Annotated in this window: 16 protein-coding genes and 1 tRNA gene; 12 read left to right on the top strand and 5 right to left on the bottom strand. The window is 71.5% G+C overall.

The genetic code is table 11. The features are described 5' to 3' along the window. From A8711_RS16605 to A8711_RS16595, 3 genes are all read left to right on the top strand, one after another. A partial coding sequence (locus tag A8711_RS16605) for an EamA family transporter (protein ID WP_069088745.1) occupies positions 1-823 on the top strand: 823 nt, incomplete at its 5' end. Continuing rightward, positions 820-1518 (top strand): HAD family hydrolase, encoded by a 699-nt coding sequence (locus A8711_RS16600; RefSeq protein WP_069088744.1) that lies wholly within the window; start codon positions 820-822, stop codon positions 1516-1518. The genes A8711_RS16605 and A8711_RS16600, both read left to right, overlap by 4 nt. Positions 1519-1606: 88 nt before the next feature. Further along, positions 1607-3295, top strand: a complete 1689-nt coding sequence (locus tag A8711_RS16595; RefSeq protein ID WP_064446854.1) for a S8 family serine peptidase — start codon at positions 1607-1609, stop codon at positions 3293-3295. Positions 3296-3363: 68 nt separating this feature from the next. Here A8711_RS16595 and A8711_RS16590 read toward each other — a convergent pair whose 3' ends face one another. Together A8711_RS16590 and A8711_RS16585 are read right to left on the bottom strand one after the other, a co-directional pair. Next, positions 3364-4533, bottom strand: a complete 1170-nt coding sequence (locus A8711_RS16590) for a hypothetical protein (RefSeq protein WP_069088743.1) — start codon at positions 4531-4533, stop codon at positions 3364-3366. 216 nt (positions 4534-4749) lie between these two features. Continuing rightward, positions 4750-5397: an IclR family transcriptional regulator gene (locus tag A8711_RS16585; protein WP_043327947.1), complete on the bottom strand. Its 648-nt coding sequence runs from the start codon at positions 5395-5397 to the stop codon at positions 4750-4752. 63 nt (positions 5398-5460) lie between these two features. On the opposite strand from A8711_RS16585, the gene cysS reads away from it, so the two are divergent. Both cysS and rlmB read left to right on the top strand, forming a co-directional pair. Beyond that, the gene (gene cysS, locus A8711_RS16580) at positions 5461-6876 is read left to right on the top strand and encodes a cysteine--tRNA ligase (RefSeq protein ID WP_043327948.1); all 1416 of its coding nucleotides are present in this window, start codon (positions 5461-5463) and stop codon (positions 6874-6876) included. After that, positions 6876-7994 carry a 23S rRNA (guanosine(2251)-2'-O)-methyltransferase RlmB gene (gene rlmB / locus A8711_RS16575; RefSeq protein ID WP_043327949.1) on the top strand — a complete coding sequence of 373 codons (1119 nt, stop codon included), beginning with the start codon at positions 6876-6878 and terminating at the stop codon, positions 7992-7994. The genes cysS and rlmB overlap by 1 nt, the downstream gene beginning before the upstream one ends. A 58-nt stretch (positions 7995-8052) precedes the next feature. Here rlmB and A8711_RS16570 read toward each other — a convergent pair whose 3' ends face one another. Then, positions 8053-9144 carry an ABC transporter ATP-binding protein gene (locus tag A8711_RS16570; protein WP_043327950.1) on the bottom strand — a complete coding sequence of 364 codons (1092 nt, stop codon included), beginning with the start codon at positions 9142-9144 and terminating at the stop codon, positions 8053-8055. A 364-nt stretch (positions 9145-9508) separates the two neighbouring features. Between A8711_RS16570 and A8711_RS16565 the strand changes: the two genes are divergently transcribed. The 6 genes from A8711_RS16565 (at position 9509) to A8711_RS16540 (ending at position 13148) form a co-directional block, all read left to right on the top strand. Beyond that, positions 9509-9585: transfer RNA gene (locus A8711_RS16565), tRNA-Thr, on the top strand. A gap of 97 nt (positions 9586-9682) precedes the next feature. Continuing rightward, on the top strand, positions 9683-10510 hold the full coding sequence (locus A8711_RS16560; protein ID WP_069088742.1) for a hypothetical protein: 828 nt from the start codon (positions 9683-9685) through the stop codon (positions 10508-10510). Between the two features lie 282 nt (positions 10511-10792). Beyond that, entirely contained in the window at positions 10793-11464 is a 672-nt protein-coding gene (locus A8711_RS16555) for an HNH endonuclease family protein (protein WP_069088741.1), read from the top strand. 166 nt (positions 11465-11630) lie between these two features. Next, the gene (locus A8711_RS16550; protein ID WP_069088740.1) at positions 11631-12032 is read left to right on the top strand and encodes a helix-turn-helix domain-containing protein; all 402 of its coding nucleotides are present in this window, start codon (positions 11631-11633) and stop codon (positions 12030-12032) included. Positions 12033-12067: 35 nt separating this feature from the next. Further along, a complete protein-coding gene (locus A8711_RS16545) occupies positions 12068-12487 on the top strand; it encodes a VOC family protein (protein ID WP_043327953.1) in 420 nt (139 codons plus the stop codon). Positions 12488-12536: 49 nt separating this feature from the next. Beyond that, positions 12537-13148, top strand: coding sequence for a histidine phosphatase family protein (locus A8711_RS16540; RefSeq protein ID WP_069088749.1), 612 nt, complete (start codon positions 12537-12539; stop codon positions 13146-13148). 8 nt (positions 13149-13156) lie between these two features. Here A8711_RS16540 and A8711_RS16535 read toward each other — a convergent pair whose 3' ends face one another. Beyond that, a complete protein-coding gene (locus A8711_RS16535) occupies positions 13157-13813 on the bottom strand; it encodes a type 1 glutamine amidotransferase domain-containing protein (protein WP_233514730.1) in 657 nt (218 codons plus the stop codon). An 80-nt stretch (positions 13814-13893) separates the two neighbouring features. Further along, positions 13894-14343: a protealysin inhibitor emfourin gene (locus A8711_RS16530; RefSeq protein WP_140946391.1), complete on the bottom strand. Its 450-nt coding sequence runs from the start codon at positions 14341-14343 to the stop codon at positions 13894-13896. A 171-nt stretch (positions 14344-14514) separates the two neighbouring features. On the opposite strand from A8711_RS16530, the gene A8711_RS16525 reads away from it, so the two are divergent. Beyond that, positions 14515-16914 (top strand): M4 family metallopeptidase, encoded by a 2400-nt coding sequence (locus A8711_RS16525; RefSeq protein ID WP_069088739.1) that lies wholly within the window; start codon positions 14515-14517, stop codon positions 16912-16914. The last annotated feature ends 40 nt before the right edge of the window (positions 16915-16954 follow it).

Raw genomic sequence — 16954 nt, 5'->3', positions numbered from 1 at the left:
CATCGCCGCGCTGGTGCTCGCCGTGCCCGCCCTGCTGGCCCTGCGCGGCAAGTGGTCGGTGCTGCGGCGCAACGGCGTCACGGTGCTGCTGTTCGGGCTGCTCGGCGTCGCCACCGCGCAGGCGTGCTTCTTCAACGCGGTCCGCTACCTCCCGGTCGGTGTGGCGCTGCTGCTGGAATACCTCGGCATCGTGCTGGTGGTCGGATGGATGTGGCTGGTCCACGGGCAGCGCCCGCGAGCGCTGACGGTGGCCGGCTCGGTTACCGCCCTGTGCGGGCTGGCGCTCGTCCTCGACCTCACCGGCGCCGGCCGCCTGGATCCGGTGGGCGTGCTGTGGGGTCTCGGCGCGGGCGTCGGGCTGGCCGGATACTTCGTCATCGCCGGCCGGATCGACGCCGAACTGCCGTCGGTGGTGATGGCCAGCGGCGGCATGGCTGTCGGCGCGGTGGCGCTGCTCCTGCTCGGCGGCATCGGCGCGCTGCCGCTCGCCGCCGGCACCGCCGACGTCACCTTCGCCGGGCACCAGGTGAGCTGGCTGGTGCCGATCGCCGGGCTGTCGCTGATCGCCGCCGTGGTCGCGTACCTGGCCGGGGTCGCCGGCACCCGGCTGCTCGGGGCCCGGCTGTCCTCCTTCGTGGGGCTGACCGAGGTGATGTTCGCGGTGCTGATCGCCTGGCTGGTGCTCGACGAACTGCCCAGCCTGATCCAGCTGGCCGGCGGGGTGCTCATCCTCGGCGGCGTCGCCCTGGTCCGGGCGGACGAACTGCGCGGCACACCTTCGGCGTCCACGTCCGCCGAGCCGGTGCTGGCAGGCGACCGGTGAGCGGGCCGCGCAGCGCTGTCGTCTTCGACGCCGACGAGACACTCGTCGACCTGCGCCCGGCGATCACCGGCGCGCTCGTCGCCGTACTGGAGGAGATGCGGCGGCGGACCCCGGCGGCGGCCACGGTGTCGCTCGCGGACCTGGAGGAGGACTGGGGTGCGGTCTTCGGCGCGCTCAGCGCCGCCCCGGTGCAGGAGATCCGGCGGGCCGCGCTGGCCCGCTCGCTGGCCCGGGCCGGGCTGGAGACGGAGCTGGACGAGTTGGCGGAGTTGTTCTTCGCCCGCCGGTACGCGCTGAGCCGGCCCTTCCCCGACGCGCTGCCCGCGTTGGCGGCACTGCGCCCGCACCACGTGCTGGGCTTCGCCACGAACGGCAACAGCCGCGCCGAACGCTGCGGCCTCGCCGGGCAGTTCGCCTTCGAGCTGTACGCCCACGAGGGCGGCCTGCCGAAGAAGCCGGCCGGGGAGTTCTTCGCGGCCGTGGTGGCGGCCGCCGGACTGCCCGCCGCGCGGATCGTGCACGTGGGCGACTCGCCGGAGCACGACGTGGTCGCCGCCCAGCGGGCCGGACTGCGTGCCGTCTGGCTCAACCGGGGCGGGCTTCCCCGGCCTCGGGGCCTCGAACCGGACGCCGAAGTGTCCACGCTCGCCGGACTGTCCACGGTGCTCAACACCTTGACAAGCGCGAATGCCTAGTTGCGGCCGATAACGGACGTCGATCTGGCGGAACCCGCTCCCGTGATGTGGGATGACACCACGTCCCTCAACGAGAGGATCTGATGTGGTGAGCAAGCGCTTCACCGTCGGCGCGGTCGCGGCTGCGGCTTCGCTGGCACTCACGGTGACCGGCCTGGGGATCCCGGCGAACGCCGCGCCGTCGGACACCCGGACCTTCACCGTGCTGGCCGAGAGCGGTGTGTCCACCGACGCCGCGATCGCCGCGATCACCGCCGCCGGCGGCACTGTCGTCGCCCGTACCGACGATGTCGGCCTCTTCCAGGTCACGAGCGACCGGGCGGACTTCGCCAGCCGGGCCACCGCCGCCGGCGCCCTGGTCGGCGCGGCCGAGGAGAAGGCGATCGGCCGCAAGCCGAAGCTGGACCGGGTCGAGCAGGAGCACCTGCTGGCCGCCGCGGCGACCAAGGGCAAGGCCGCCAAGAACAACGGCAAGAAGATGGACCCGCTCGACGACAAGCTCTGGGGTCTGGACATGATCCGGGCCGACAAGGCCCGCAAGATCGAGCCGGGTGACCGCCGGGTGACCGTCGGCATCCTGGACACCGGCGTCGACGCCAGCCAGCCCGACCTGGCACCGAACTTCAACTGGGCACTGTCGCGCAACTTCGCCCCGGACATCCCCGAGGTCGACGGCCCGTGCGAGGTGGCCAGCTGCCTCGACCCGGTCGGCACCGACGACGGCGGGCACGGCACCCACGTGGCCGGCACCATCGGCGCCGCCGCCAACGGCTTCGGCCTGTCCGGCGTGGCCCCGAACGTCTCCCTGGTCGAGCTGAAGGGTGGCCAGGACAGCGGCTACTTCTTCCTCAACCCGGTGGTCAACGCCCTGGTGCACGCGGGCCGCTCCGGCCTGGACGTGGTCAACATGTCCTTCTACGTCGACCCGTGGCTCTACAACTGCACCGCCAACCCGGCCGACTCGCCGGAGGCGCAGGCCGAGCAGCGCACCGTCATCGAGGCCATGAAGCGGGCGCTCAACTTCGCGCACCGCAAGGGCGTCACGCTCGTCGGCTCGCTCGGCAACAACCACGAGGACCTGGGCGCGCCGCGCACCGACGTGAGCAGCCCGGACTACGGCGCCGACCCGTACCCGCGCCCGATCGACAACGCGACCTGCTGGGACCTGCCGGTCGAGGGCCCGCACGTGATCGGCGTGTCGGCGGTCGGGCCGTCCGGCAAGAAGTCCGACTACTCGAACTACGGCACCGAGCAGATCTCGGTGGCGGCGCCGGGTGGCTGGTTCCGGGACGGCTTCGGCACCGACACGTACCGCACCGACGCCAACATGATTCTCTCCACGTACCCGAAGAAGGTGCTCCAGGAGGAGGGGTCGGTCGACGAGAACGGCAACATCGTCGCCGGCTTCGAGAACTCGGTGTTCAAGCAGTGCACCGCGAAGGGTGAGTGTGGCTACTACACCTACCTGCAGGGCACCTCGATGGCGTCCCCGCACGTCTCGGGCGTGGCGGCGCTGATCGTCAGCAAGCACGGCAAGAAGGAGGGCCGCAACGGCTACGGCATGGCGCCGAACCTGGTCGAGCAGCACCTCTACCGGACGGCGGCCGAGCACGCCTGCCCGGAGCCGCGGCTGCAGAGCTACACCAACGAGGGCCGGAGCGCCGAGTTCGACGCGTACTGCGCGGGCTCGCTGAACTTCAACGGCTTCTACGGCTACGGCATCGTCGACGCCTACGCCGCGGTGAAGACCCCGGTCAAGCCGAACGTACGACCGTAACGACCGTTTCCCCGAGGTGGCGGTGTCCGGATCACCCGGACGCCGCCACCTCGGCGTTCCGGCGGGTGTCACGGGCGCCACCCCCGGGCCACCAGTGCGGCGCGGATCTCACGCACCAGGTCGGGGAACTCCTTGCGCAGGCGGCGGCCGGTCACGTGCAGCACCAGCCAGCCGGCCGCGACGAGCTGGTTGAGCCGCCGCCGGTCGAGGTGCATCCGGTCCGCGTCGGAGTGCCACTGACCGTCGTACTCGACCGCGACCCGGAACTCCGGCCAGGCCAGGTCGGGGTGCAGGATCAGGCCGGTCGACACCCGCACCGGATACTGGGCCACCGCGCGGGGCAGGCCGGCGAGGGCGAGACGGACCCGCAGGTGGGACTCGGGCGGGGACTGGGCCAGCCCGTCGGTCAGGCCGAACACCCACGCCGCCCGCCGCCCACCGGGTCGGCAGGCGTTCCGGGCCGCCTCGCTCGCCAGCGCCGACCGGTTCACCGAACCGGTACGCAGCAGCCCGTCGATGATGCCGACCGCCTTCACCGGATCGGCCCAGACCGCTGTCTCCCAGGCACAGGCGGCCGGCTCGGTGCGTGGCGGCGGCCCGGCCAGGGTCAACGCCGCGCCGGGGGACGACTCTGCGAACGGGCTCGATGCGGCTGAGTTCTGCGGGTCGGTCGGGCCGGGCGGTCCGGGGCGGTTGTGGGGGTGGGCCGGATCCGGCGATCTGGTCCGGCCCGGTGTGCCCGGGAGGCGGCCCGCCGCAGGCGGTGCTGCTACGGGCGACCTGGTGCCGGTGGCAGGGCGTGTGCCTGCGGATGGGCTCGTGCCGTCGGGTGGGCTCGTGCGCGCGGGTGTGGCGGCGCCGACGGGGACCAGGAGGCCGCTGCGGGTGCTCGACATCGGGGCGTGGTGCACCCGGACACCCGGCTGGGAGTCGGCCCGGACCGTGGCCGGCAGCAGGACGTGCACGTCGTCGGTGAAGCCTGCGGCGTGCTCGACCCCGTGCAGATAGGCCGCCGAAGGGCCGGCGATTGCCGCGCCGGGTGGCAGGCGCAGCAGCGCCGCGCGGCAGGCCAGCGCGTGGTCGCGGTCGAGCCGCGCGTCGGCGTAGACGTCCTGCCGGAGCCGGACCCAGGACGCGCCGCGCAGATGATGCCGGGACAGCAGCCCGTGCCGGATCGCTTCCGAGCCCCGGAAGACCTGCCAGGCCAGCTCCGGTGGGCGATGAGGATGAGGTGGCATGTGACGAGCGTGGCGGCGCACGGGTCGAGATCGATACCCCTGTGGACAGCCGCAGCCGTGCCGCCCTTCGCGCCCTGTGGACAACCCCCGCGCGGCCTGTCCGCGTGCTATGACCCTTGGCCTGTGGATGATCCACTCCACCTCGGGGAGGTGGTGGTGTCCGGGCCGCTTGATGCAGCCACCTCGCGCCGAGCTGGCGTAAAGGGCGCGCGCGGGTCAGGAGAGCGCGGTGGCGACCGCCTCGGCGGCGGCCGTCACCTGGGCGCCGATGTCCGCCACGTCGAGCGGGGTCAGCGACACCACCCCGACGCTGCCCTCCAGGCCGGGCACACCCAGCACCGGCGCCGCCACCCCGTACGCGCCTGATTGAAGCTCACCGCTGGTGCTCACCGGCCCCGGATCGCCGGCCCGCCCGGCCAGCACGGCCCGGCCGGCGGCGCCCCGCTCCAGGGGGTGCCGGGTGCCGGTCCGGTACGCCACGTGGAAGGACGTCCAGCTCGGCTCGACCACCGCGAGCGCCACCCCCTCGCCGCCCTCGACCACGGTCAGGTGGGCCGTCGCCCCGGTGCCCTCGGCGAGGCGGCGCAGCGCCGGCAGCGCGCCCTCGGCGAGCAGCGGCTGGGCGCGGCGGGCCAGGTGCAGCACGCCCACGCCGATGCGCAGTCGGCCCTCGCCGTCGCGCCGGAGCATGCCGTGGCCGGTCAGCGCGCCGACCAGCCGGTAGACAGCGGCGCGTCCGATGCCCAGCCGGTGCGCCGCCTCGGTGACGGTGAGCCCGCCCGGCGCGTCCGCGACGAGGTGCAGCAGGCGCAGACCCCGGTCCAGGGTCTGTGCGGTCTCTCCCGTGCGCGCCGCCGTGTCCACAGCACGCAGCGTACGACCCGGCTCCGGCCAACCTCGAAATGTGCGGACGGCTACCCTTGTGAGGTGACGCTACGCCTGTATGACACCGCCACCCGATCGGTGCGGGACTTCGTCCCGCGGGAAGCCGGCAAGGTGGGGGTCTACCTGTGTGGTCTCACGCTCCAGGCCCCGCCACACATCGGCCACCTTCGCTCCGGCGTCAACTATGACGTGCTGCGCCGCTGGCTGCTCGACAAGGGCTTCGAGGTCACGTTCATCCGCAACCTGACCGACATCGACGACAAGGTCCTGGCCAAGGCGATGGAGCAGGACCGGCCGTTCTGGTCGATCGCGTACACCAACGAGCAGATCCTCGCCGCCTCCTACCGGGCGCTCAACGTGCTCCCGCCGACGTACGAGCCGCGGGCCACCGGGCACGTCCCGGAGATGCACGAGCTGATCGCCCGGTTGATCGAGACCGGTCACGCCTACCCGGCCACCGACGGCTCCGGCGACGTCTACTTCGACGTGGCCTCCTGGCCGGCGTACGGCTCGCTGTCGGGCCAGTCCCCGGCGGACATGCAGCCGGCCGGTGACGCCCCCGACCGGGGCAAGCGGGACCCGCGAGACTTCGCGCTCTGGAAGGGCGTCAAGCCGGACGAGCCGGCCGACGCCTCGTGGCCGTCGCCGTGGGGTCGTGGCCGGCCCGGCTGGCACATCGAGTGCTCGGCCATGTGCTGGCGTTACCTGGGCCCCGAGTTCGACATCCATGGCGGCGGGCTCGACCTGACGTTCCCGCACCACGAGAACGAGATCGCCCAGTCGCAGGCCGCCGACCTGCCGTTCGCGCGTTACTGGGTGCACCACGGCCTGCTCGGCATCGGTGGCACCAAGATGGGCAAGTCGCTGGGCAACACGCTCGACCTCGACTACGTGGCTTCGCTCGGGGTGCGCCCGGTGGAGCTGCGCTACTACTACGTCGCCGCGCACTACCGGTCCCGCATCGACTACTCCGAGGACGCGCTGCGCGAGGCCGCCGTCGCGTACCGGCGGGTCGAGGGCTTCGTGCAGCGGGCGGCCGAGCGGGTCGGCGGCGGCCGGCCCGGCGACCTGCCGGCCGCTTTCGTCGCCGCGATGGACGACGACCTCAACACCTCGGCGGCGCTCGCGGCGCTGCACGAGGTGGTCCGCGACGGCAACACCGCGCTGACCGCCGGTGACGATGTGACCGTCCGCACGACGCTCGCCTCCACCCGGGCGATGCTGGATATCCTCGGCGTCGACCCCCTGGACCCGGCCTGGACCGGCGGCGGCCGCACGGACGACCTGCGCGGCGTGGTGGACTCCCTGATCGCGCTGGCCCTGGAGCAGCGCGCGCAGGCCCGCGGCCGCAAGGACTGGGCCGCCGCCGACGCCGTACGCGACCAGCTCAAGCAGGCCGGCGTGGTCGTCGAGGACACCCCCCAGGGCCCGCGTTGGACTATTGGAGAGCAGGACTGATGGCCGGCAACTCACAGCGCCGAGGCCGGCGACTGGCACCGAAGGCGGGCGCCCCCAAGGGCACCGGCGGCAAGAACAAGGACTCCCTCGCCGGGCGTGGGCGCACGCTGCCCGCCGACGAGCGGCCGTGGCACAAGGCGTACTCGGGCACCGAGAAGCTGCCCCAGCGCACCGCCTGGAAGCAGGAGAAGGAGCGCCGCGCCGCCGCCGAGGAGGGCCGCGCCCCCAAGATCGGCCAGCCCGGCACCAAGGACACCACCTGGGGCAAGGGCGGTGGCCGGGGCACGCCCACGACGAAGGGGCGGGGCGGAAAGCCGGCCGGCCGGGGCGGCCCCCGGGTCGCGCCGGGCCGCAAGGCCAACCCGGCGAAGGACAGCCCCGAGCTGCTGGTCGGGCGCAACCCGGTGCTGGAGTCGCTGCGCACCCAGGTGCCGGCGACCGCCCTCTACACCGCGCAGGGCATCGACGTCGACGACCGGGTCAAGGAGATCGTCCGTACCGCCGCCGACCGGGGCATCGCGATCCTGGAGGTCAGCCGCGCCGAGCTGGACCGGATGACCGGCGGGGTGCTGCACCAGGGCGTCGGCCTCCAGGTGCCGCCGTTCGCCTACGAGCCGTTCGACGACCTGGTGGCCGCCGCGCTGGAACAGGCCGCCCCGCTGCTCGTCGCGCTGGACGGCGTCACCGACCCGCGCAACCTCGGCGCGGTCATCCGGTCGGCCGCCGCGTTCGGCGCGCAGGGTGTGTTCGTACCCGAAAGGCGTGCCGCCGGGATCACCGCGACCGCCTGGCGGACCAGCGCCGGCGCGGCCGCGCGCGTGCCCGTCGCCCAGGTCACCAACCTGACCCGGTCGCTCAAGGCGTGCAAGGACGCCGGCTTCGTCGTGGTCGGCCTGGACGCCGACGGGCAGACCGACCTGTACGACCTGGAGGCCGCCGTCGGCCCGCTCGTCGTGGTGGTCGGCTCGGAGGGGCGCGGCCTGTCCCGCCTGGTCGGCGAGACCTGCGACCTGACCGTCAGCATCCCGATGGTCTCCGACGTGGAGTCGCTCAACGCGAGCGTCGCCGCCGCCGTCACGCTGGCCGAGGTCGCGCGCCGCCGGTCCGTCGAGGTTTGATCGAGAGTACGAAAAAGGGGCGGTCCGCCGTGGCGGGCCGCCCCTTTTCTCGGGTACGTCAGATCCGCTGGCCGGTGGCGGAGTGGAAGACGTGGCTGCGGCCGGTACGCGGCTTGACGAACACGGTGTCACCCATGTTCGGCATGCTGCGCCGGTCGGTACGGACCACGAACCGCTCGTTGTGGCCCTCCAGCGCGGCGTGGCCGTAGACGTTGGCGTCGGAGCCCAGGTCCTCGACCAGCTCGACCACCACCGGCATGCCGCCCTCGGACGGGCTGACCAGGTCGCAGTCCTCCGGCCGGAAGCCGACGGTGACCTTGCCGTCGCCGCCCTCGGCGCTGGCCGCCTGGACCTGCTCGCGGGTCAGCGGCACGATCATCTCGGCGAACGCGCCGCCCTGCTCGGTCAGCTTCACCGTCTTGATGTTCATGGCCGGGGAGCCCATGAAGCCGGCGACGAAGACGTTGGCCGGGGTGTCGTAGAGCGCCCGCGGGGTGTCCACCTGCTGGAGCACGCCGTCGAGCATGACCGCCACCCGGTGACCCATGGTCATGGCCTCGACCTGGTCGTGGGTGACGTACACGGTGGTGACGCCCAGCTTCGCCTGCAGCGAGGCGATCTGGGTACGGGTCTGGACACGCAGCTTGGCGTCGAGGTTCGACAGCGGCTCGTCCATGAGGAAGACCTGCGGCTCGCGGACGATCGCGCGGCCCATGGCGACACGCTGGCGCTGACCACCGGAGAGCGCCTTCGGCTTGCGGCTGAGGAACTCCTCCAGCTGGAGCAGCCCGGCCGCCTCCTTGACCCGCCGGTCGATCTCCGACTTCGAGGTCTTGCGCAGCTTGAGCGCGAACGCCATGTTCTCGTACACCGTCATGTGCGGGTAGAGGGCGTAGTTCTGGAAGACCATCGCGATGTCGCGGGCCTTCGGGGGGAGGTGCGTGACGTCGCGGTCGTCGATGTAGATCGCGCCGTCGTCGACGTCCTCCAGGCCGGCGAGCATCCGGAGGCTGGTGGACTTGCCGCAGCCGGACGGACCGACCAGGACGAGGAACTCCCCGTCACCGATCTGGAGGTCGAGCTGGTTGACGGCGGGGCGCTCGGTGCCCGGGTAGATCCGGGACGCCTTCGCGTAGGTGACCGTAGCCATGATGGAGCGCTTCCTTTCACCGGCAGGAACGTGCCGGACGATCCGAGTGAAGGAGCGACCGGCGCCCAAGGCACCGGCCAACGGGGTCGTCGCTCAGGCAGCCGAAGCCCGCCGGAGTGTCGTCCGTGTCACTGCACGGTAAACGGCTTTCGCGATCGTGCCAAGACGTGGTTCTCCGGATGGGATGGACGGCATACGCATAACGGTCAGCAGGGCACTGCGAGGCATCAATCTCCCCGCTGGGAGCGCGCCCGGGCGATGATCCATCGGCCGCACCGGTCGGGATGCCGACGTTTTCCGTGCTCGGGAGCCCTGCGAGGCGGGATTTCCGGGGCTCAGTCGCTATGCTGAGCCCGACGCACGCGCCCCTGTAGCTCAGCTGGCCAGAGCACTCGCCTTGTAAGCGAGATGTCGCCGGTTCGATCCCGGCCGGGGGCTCCAATTCCATCAGGCATTTCGCGGCGGCAGCCGCTGCGATCTGGCCTGATGACAGCAACGAGGGTCACGACCGCCCGTCACAGGCCCTAGCCTGACGGCCATGACTCTTGATCTCATCCTGCTAACCGAGCCCGTCGGACAGCCCTCGCTGAAGGCGTCGGACGGCGAACGGAAGGGTGCGGGTGAGCCGTCCGACTCGCAGGCATGGGACGCCATCGTTTCCGGCGTACGGGACGTCGTCGGCGAGGTGGTTCTGGGCGAGGACGGCCCGAGCCGCACGCTGACGCACCAGCCCAGCGGCATTACGGTGCGCTACCGGTCCGGTGAGACGGCCATCAATCTGCCGTTCTGGCACAGTGGCAGTGACGTGGATGCTGAAGGGCTCGTCCGGACCATGTATCGGATCGGGCACGTGGTAGCGGACGCGACGGGCCTGGTCGCCCATGTTTCGCAACTGGGTGTGCCGCTGACCGAAGCTGAGTCCAGGATCGACGCCGCGGTCGATCTGCTGTTGGACGATCCCGTTTCGTCTCACCTCTGGCCGCGCGATGGGTTCCGGGTCTACTTCACCGGGTCCCTCACCCTTGCCGACGCCGTGCAGCGCCTGAAGTCGATGGTGGTGGCCGAGGAGAGCGACCGATTCACCGTCCAATGGTCCGATGGTCCCCAGCTGGAGGTGACCTTCGACGCGGGGCCACGGATTGTCGCTGAGGCCGCTGAGGTCGCCGAGGACTATGGCATCCCCGAGATGGCCGCCTACGACCGCCGGTTCCAGGTCACGTTCGACGATCTCGACGAGGTGCTCCAGGAAATCAACACCCTGATCGAGGTCAACCTACGGCTCCAAGATCTCACCGGCGGTTACGTGAAACGTTCCTGGAACGACGAGGTGTCGCCGCCGTACGACGACCCGGTGGACGGCAGCTAACGGACCTGTACCTCGCACTCCGGACAAGATGCCGACAACACCGCAGGTCAGCTGACCTGCCCTGGTCCGTGAGGAACATGCCGGTCACGCCCACCACGGTCAGGGCCACGGCGACCGTCACGCCGCCGCTGCCCTGAGTGACGCCGGCGGAGTCGGCGCGTCGGCGGTGCGGGGCGGCTCGATGCTCGACAACCGGACAGCTGTACTTTACAGGGACGATGATCGATGGACATGATCGTCAGGGAAGGTTGCTGTCACTTTCCTCGACGAAAGGTCGCCGTCATGCCGATCACGCCCGTCACCCTCACCCCGCGTGCCTGGCGCCGTGCCGCCGCGATCACTGTCGCCGCCCTCGCGGGCGCTGTTCTCGCCGCCGTGAACGGCCAGCCGGCCTCGGCCACCCCGCCCGGCATCCCCTCCCAGGCGACGGCGCAGTCGCAGCTCAACGCGCTGACAGTGGCCGCACAGGGCTCAATGTCCGGCTACTCGCGGGACCTGTTCCCCCACTGGATCACCATCACCGGAACCTGCAACACCCGCGAGCAGGTCCTCAAGCGGGACGGCTCGTCCGTCGTGGTCAGCAGCTCCTGCGCCGCCACCTCAGGCCGCTGGTACAGCCCCTATGACGGTGCGACCTGGTACGCCGCCTCCGACGTCGACATCGACCACGTCGTGCCCCTGGCGGAGGCGTGGCGGTCAGGAGCCAACTCCTGGACGACGAGCCGCCGGCAGAGCTTCGCCAACGATCTGACCCGCCCGCAACTGATCGCGGTCACCGACAACGTCAACCAGGCCAAGGGCGATCAGGACCCCTCGACGTGGCAGCCGCCCCTGACGTCGTACCGCTGCACCTACAGCAAGATGTGGATCACCGTGAAGTACAACTGGGGCCTGACGCTCCAGTCATCCGAGAAGTCCGCGCTGCAGAGCATGCTCAACACCTGCGCCTCGTGATCGCAGGAGCCGTCGCTCGGGCCGGATGACAGCAGCGCGCACACCAGGGCCGCCCCGGACGGTGTCTTCCACCGGGCGGGGCGGCCGACAACGGGTGGCACGGGTCAGGGCGCCTCGGCCGTGCTGACGATCGACGTCTCGGTACGCTGGCCAGCGGGGGGACGGCGTGAGCAGAGCGGTCGAGGAGTCCAATCGGGCGATGCTGCGGGCCCGGGACGCGATGGACCGGGCGTACGCGCAGCCGCTGGACATCGCCGCGCTGGCCCGGATCGCCCACGTGTCCGAGGCGCACTTCATCCGTACCTTCCGGGCCACCTTCGGCGAGACCCCGCACCGCTACCTGCAACGCCGCCGGGTCGAGCGGGCCATGGCCCTGCTGCTGGAGACCGACCGCGACGTCACCGACATCTGCCTCGCCGTCGGCTTCAACAGCCTCGGCACGTTCAGCCGGACGTTCCACGGCATCGTCGGTGCGTCGCCCTCGGCCTTCCGGCGTCGCCGGGCCGCGCTGCCGGACGTGCCGAGCTGCTTCGCCAAGTCCTGGACCAGACCGAGCAGTTTTGGATAAGCAGCAGGTCAGGCCGCTGCTCTAGCGTCGTCGGCATGACGATGACTTCGACTTCCCGCTCGCAGATCTACGTGCTCGACCAGGACGAGGCGCTCGACTTCTACGTCGGGAAGCTGGGCCTGGAGGTCAGCACCGACCAGGACCTCGGCTTCATGCGCTGGCTCACCGTGAACGTGCCGGGGGACCCGGGCCGGGAGATCCTGCTGGAGAAGCCGGGCCCGCCGGCGCTGGACCCGAAGACCGCCGAGCAGGTCCGGGAGCTGCTGACCAAGGGCGCCGCGGGCGGGTTCCTCTTCTTCACCACCGACGACGCGCACAAGACGTACGCGGATCTGGTCGCGAAGGGTGTGGAGGTGACCGACGAGCCGACCGACCGGCCGTACGGGATCGACTTCGGCATCCGCGACCCGTTCGGCAACCGGATCCGGATCGGGCAGATGCGCCAGGGGCAGTGAACGGCGCGGCGGCGGGCTAGTCTCGCGGTCCCCGACCGTGGAGGCGCCGATGCCCAGCCGCCTGCTCTACCTGGTCCGCCACGGCGAGCAGGACCGCGCGGAGGAGGAGGCCGACACCGGCCTGTCCGAGCGCGGCCGGCGGCAGGCGACGCTGCTGGGTGAACGGCTGCGCGGCACGCGCTTCGCCGCCGTACACCATGGGCCGGCCCGCCGGGCCGCGGAGACCGCCGCGTTGGTCGCGGCGTCGCTGCCGGGTGTTCCGGTACGCGAGGACGACCGCGCCGGCGACCACGTGCCGCACGACACCGACCCGGCCGGCCTGCCCGAGCGGTACGCGGAGTTCCTGGCCGGGTTCACCGAGCGGGAGCGGCGCGACGGACCGCGTGTGACCGCGGAGGCGGTGGCGCGGTTCGCCGCCGCCCCCGCGGAGGGTGACGTACGCGAGTTGGTCGTCACCCACAACTTCCTGGTCGCCTGGCTGGTGCTGCACGCGCTGGAGGCGCCGCCGCACCGCTGGATCGGGCTCAACCACCAGAACTGCGGGCTCACCGTGATCCGCTACAGCTCGGGTGGCCCGCCGACGCTCGTCGCGCTGAACGACGTCGCCCACCTGCCACCCGAGCTGCGCGCCACCGGCCTGCCCGACGACTACCGGTTCTGATCCGGCGCTCAGGCGATCAGCTTCACCACGGCGTCGGCGACGGCGCGGGCGGACTGCGGGTTCTGGCCGGTGACCAGCCGCTCGTCGACCACCACGTGCTCGGTGAAGTCAGGCGCCGGCACGTGCTGCGCGCCCGCCTCGGTGAGCTTGTCGGCGAGCAGGAACGGCACCTCGTCGGTGAGGCCGACGGCCGCCTCCTCGCTGTTGGTGAACCCGGCGACCCGCTTGCCGGCGACGAGCCGTGAGCCGTCGGTGAGCGTGAGGTTCACCAGCGCCGACGGGCCGTGGCAGACGGCGGCCACCACACCGCCGCGCTCGTAGACCGAGCGGGCGATCCGGGCCAGGTCGGGGTCGTCGGGGAAGTCCCACATGGTGCCGTGACCGCCGGCGAAGAGGATCACGTCGTACCCGGCCGGGTCGACGTCGGCGGCCTTCGGGGTGTCGGTGACGCCGGCGGTGGCGAGGAAGTCGTTCTGGGTGCTGTCGTTCTCGTCCCGCCCGTCGACCGGCGGCTCGCCGCCGGCCACGGAGACCAGGTCGACGTCGTAGCCGGCGGCCCGGAACACCTCCCACGGCTCGGCGGCCTCGCCGACGTAGTAGCCGGTCGAGCGGCCGGTGCGGCCCAGCTCGGAGTGACTGGTCAGGGCGATGAGTGCGCGAGTCATGCCTTCCATGCTGGCCCCGCCGCCGGCCGGCCGGCCATAGGCCGATGTCACAGCCGGAACGGGTTTGAAGTCGGCGCCGGTCAGCCTGTGGCGCCGTTGAGCAGGTCCACCACCTGCGCGGTGACGGCGGGCGGCGTGGCCTGCGGCGGGCAGTCCACGTAGCTGACCTGGTTGGGCCCGACGGTGAGCCGGTAGCTGAACGCGTCGGCGCACATGGTCGCCGGCGCGGTGACGGCGGCTTCGGCGGCCAGCCGGGGGTCGGCCGCGAGTTGCCGCAGCCGGGTGAGCTTCTCCGCGGCGAGCTGCCCCTCTCGGGAGGCGCCGGCGCGGTCGGTGCGGGTCCAGTGGCCGTCCGGCCCGACCCGGACGGTGTCGGTCAGCCCGGCGATGCCGCCCGACTTCACGAGCACGACCTCGGTGGCCAGCGGCGAGGGCCCGTCCGTGACGACGGGTGGCGCGTCGGTGCGGGCGCAGCCGGCGAGCGGGACGAGAAGGGCGGCGACGGCCGCCACGGCGGGGGCAGCTCTCATACCGGTTCGGACGCGCGACGGGACCACCCGGTTCCGGTCCACCGGTCCTCCTCATCCGTTCGGTCAGTGTCTCCGGCGGGTTCCCGCCAGCCTCTTTCACGTTCGTCGATGTATCGCTATATCTACATCAGTGACTACCCCCGTCACAACATTCGCCTTCCAGGAGGGCCCGTGAAAAGATCCGTCGCCGCCGTCAGCGCAGCGCTGCTCACCAGCAGCGTGCTGGCCTGCGTCACCACCTCGGCGCAAGCGGCAGCGCCAACCGCCCCCAGCCCCGAGACCTCGGCCGCGGCCAAGGCCGCGAGCCTGCTGCGCGCCAACCCCGGCGTCGTCAAGGGCGCCGGCGGTGAGGCCTATCAGGCCGTCCGCACCAAGGTCGACCCCTCCGGGGCGGCGCACACCCGGTACAGCCGGACCTATCAGGGTCTCCGGGTGTACGGCGGTGACTTCGTCATCCACACCGCCCCCAACGGCACCATGACCAGCGCGTCGGTCAGCCTCGACGCCCCGCTGACCCTGAGCACCACCGCGAAGGTCGGCGCGGAGGCGGCCAAGGCCAGCGCCCGCAAGACGTTCTCCGGCTCGCTCACCTCGGTCGGCACGCCGGAGCTGTTCATCGACGCCAGCAGCGGCAAGGGCCGCCTCGCCTGGGAGACCGTCGCGACGGGCTGGAAGGCGGACAAGCAGACCCCGTCGAAGCTGCACGTCGTCACCGACGCCACCACCGGCAAGGTGATCGGCTCGTACGACGAGATCGAGACGGTGGCCGGCACCGGCCAGGGCATCTACACCGGCTCGGTCACCATCGACACCACGCTCTCCGGCAGCACGTACCAGATGATCGACCCGGTACGCGGCAACGGCCGTACCTGCGACATGAACAACGGGACCTCCRCCTGCACCACGTTCACCGACGCGGACAACGCGTGGGGCAACGGCGCCACCTCGAACCGGCAGTCGGCCGCCGTGGACGCCCACTTCGGCGCCGCCAAGACGTTCGACTACTTCAAGAACGTGCACGGCCGCAACGGCATCTTCGGCAACGGCCAGGGCGTGCCGAGCCGGGTCCACTACGGCAACAACTACGTCAACGCCTTCTGGGACGGGGCCCAGATGACCTACGGCGACGGCTCGGGCAACTCCCGCCCGCTGGTCTCGCTGGACGTCGCCGGCCACGAGATGAGCCACGGCGTCACCGAGGCGCTGGCCGGGCTGGTCTACTCCGGTGAGTCCGGTGGCCTGAACGAGTCCACCAGCGACATCTTCGGCAACATGGTGGAGTTCTACGCCGCCGCGCCGAGCGACCCGGGCGACTACCAGGTCGGCGAGAAGATCAACATCAACGGCAACGGTACGCCGCTGCGCTACATGTACAACCCGTCGCTGGACGGCTCGTCCGACTCCTGCTGGTCCACCAGCACGAAGAACAAGGACGTGCACTACTCCTCCGGCGTCGGCAACCACTTCTTCTTCAACCTCGCCGAGGGCACCGGCGCCACCGCGTACGGCACCTCGCCGGTCTGCGGCTCGGCCCCGGCGGTCACCGGCATCGGCCGCACCAAGGCGGAGAAGATCTGGTACCGGGCGCTCGACGTGTACTTCACCTCGAACACCTCGTACGTCAACACCAGCAACCCGGCCAACACCGCCCGCGCGTACACCCTGCGGGCCGCCACCGACCTGTACGGCAACTGCTCCACCGAGTACAAGACCGTCCAGGCCGCCTGGACCGCGGTGAACGTCGCCGGTAACGACGCGCCGTGCAGCTCCACCGGCAACGACTTCTCCGTCTCGCTCTCGCCGACCGCCGGGTCGGTCACCGCGGGCGGTTCGGTCACCGCCACCGTCGCCACGGCCACCACCAACGGCAGCGCGCAGACCGTGACGTTCTCCGCGTCCGGCCTGCCGACCGGCGCCACCGCGTCGTTCAGCCCCTCCTCGGTGACCTCGGGCGGCTCGTCCACGCTCACCATCTCCACCAGCTCCAGCACGCCGACCGGCACCTACTCGGTGACCGTCACCGGCAGCGCGGCGTCCGGCACGAAGACCGCCACGTTCTCGCTGACGGTGAACGGCACCGGCGGCGGCTGCACCGGCGCGGGCCAGAAGCTCGGCAACCCGGGCTTCGAGTCCGGCAACACGGTCTGGACCTCCACCTCCGGCGTGATCGGCCAGTACGGCTCGCAGGGCCAGCCGACCCGCACCGGTACGTGGAACGCCTGGCTCAACGGCTACGGCACCACCCGCACCGACTCGCTGTCGCAGTCGGTCAGCCTGCCGAGCGGCTGCTCCACGTACACCTTCTCGTTCTGGCTGCACATCGACTCGGCCGAGACCACCAGCAGCGTCCAGTACGACAAGCTGAACGTGCAGGTGCTCAACTCCTCCGGTTCGGTGCTGGCCACGCTGGCGACCTACTCGAACCTGAACAAGGCCAGCGGCTACAGCCAGAAGTCGTTCTCCCTGGCGTCGTACGCCGGGCAGACCGTCACGCTGAAGTTCACCGGCACCGAGGACGTCTCCCTGCAGACGTCGTTCGTGCTCGACGACACCGCTGTCAACGTCTCCTGACCTGACCTGACCGCCCGACCCCGGGGCCCGGCGGCCACCC

The sequence above is a fragment of the Micromonospora sp. II genome (genome assembly GCF_001709195.1).
Taxonomy (GTDB): Bacteria; Actinomycetota; Actinomycetes; order Mycobacteriales; family Micromonosporaceae; genus Micromonospora; species Micromonospora chalcea.
Note: the sequence above shows the minus strand (reverse complement) of the source record. Positions and strands in the feature narration are given on the sequence as shown.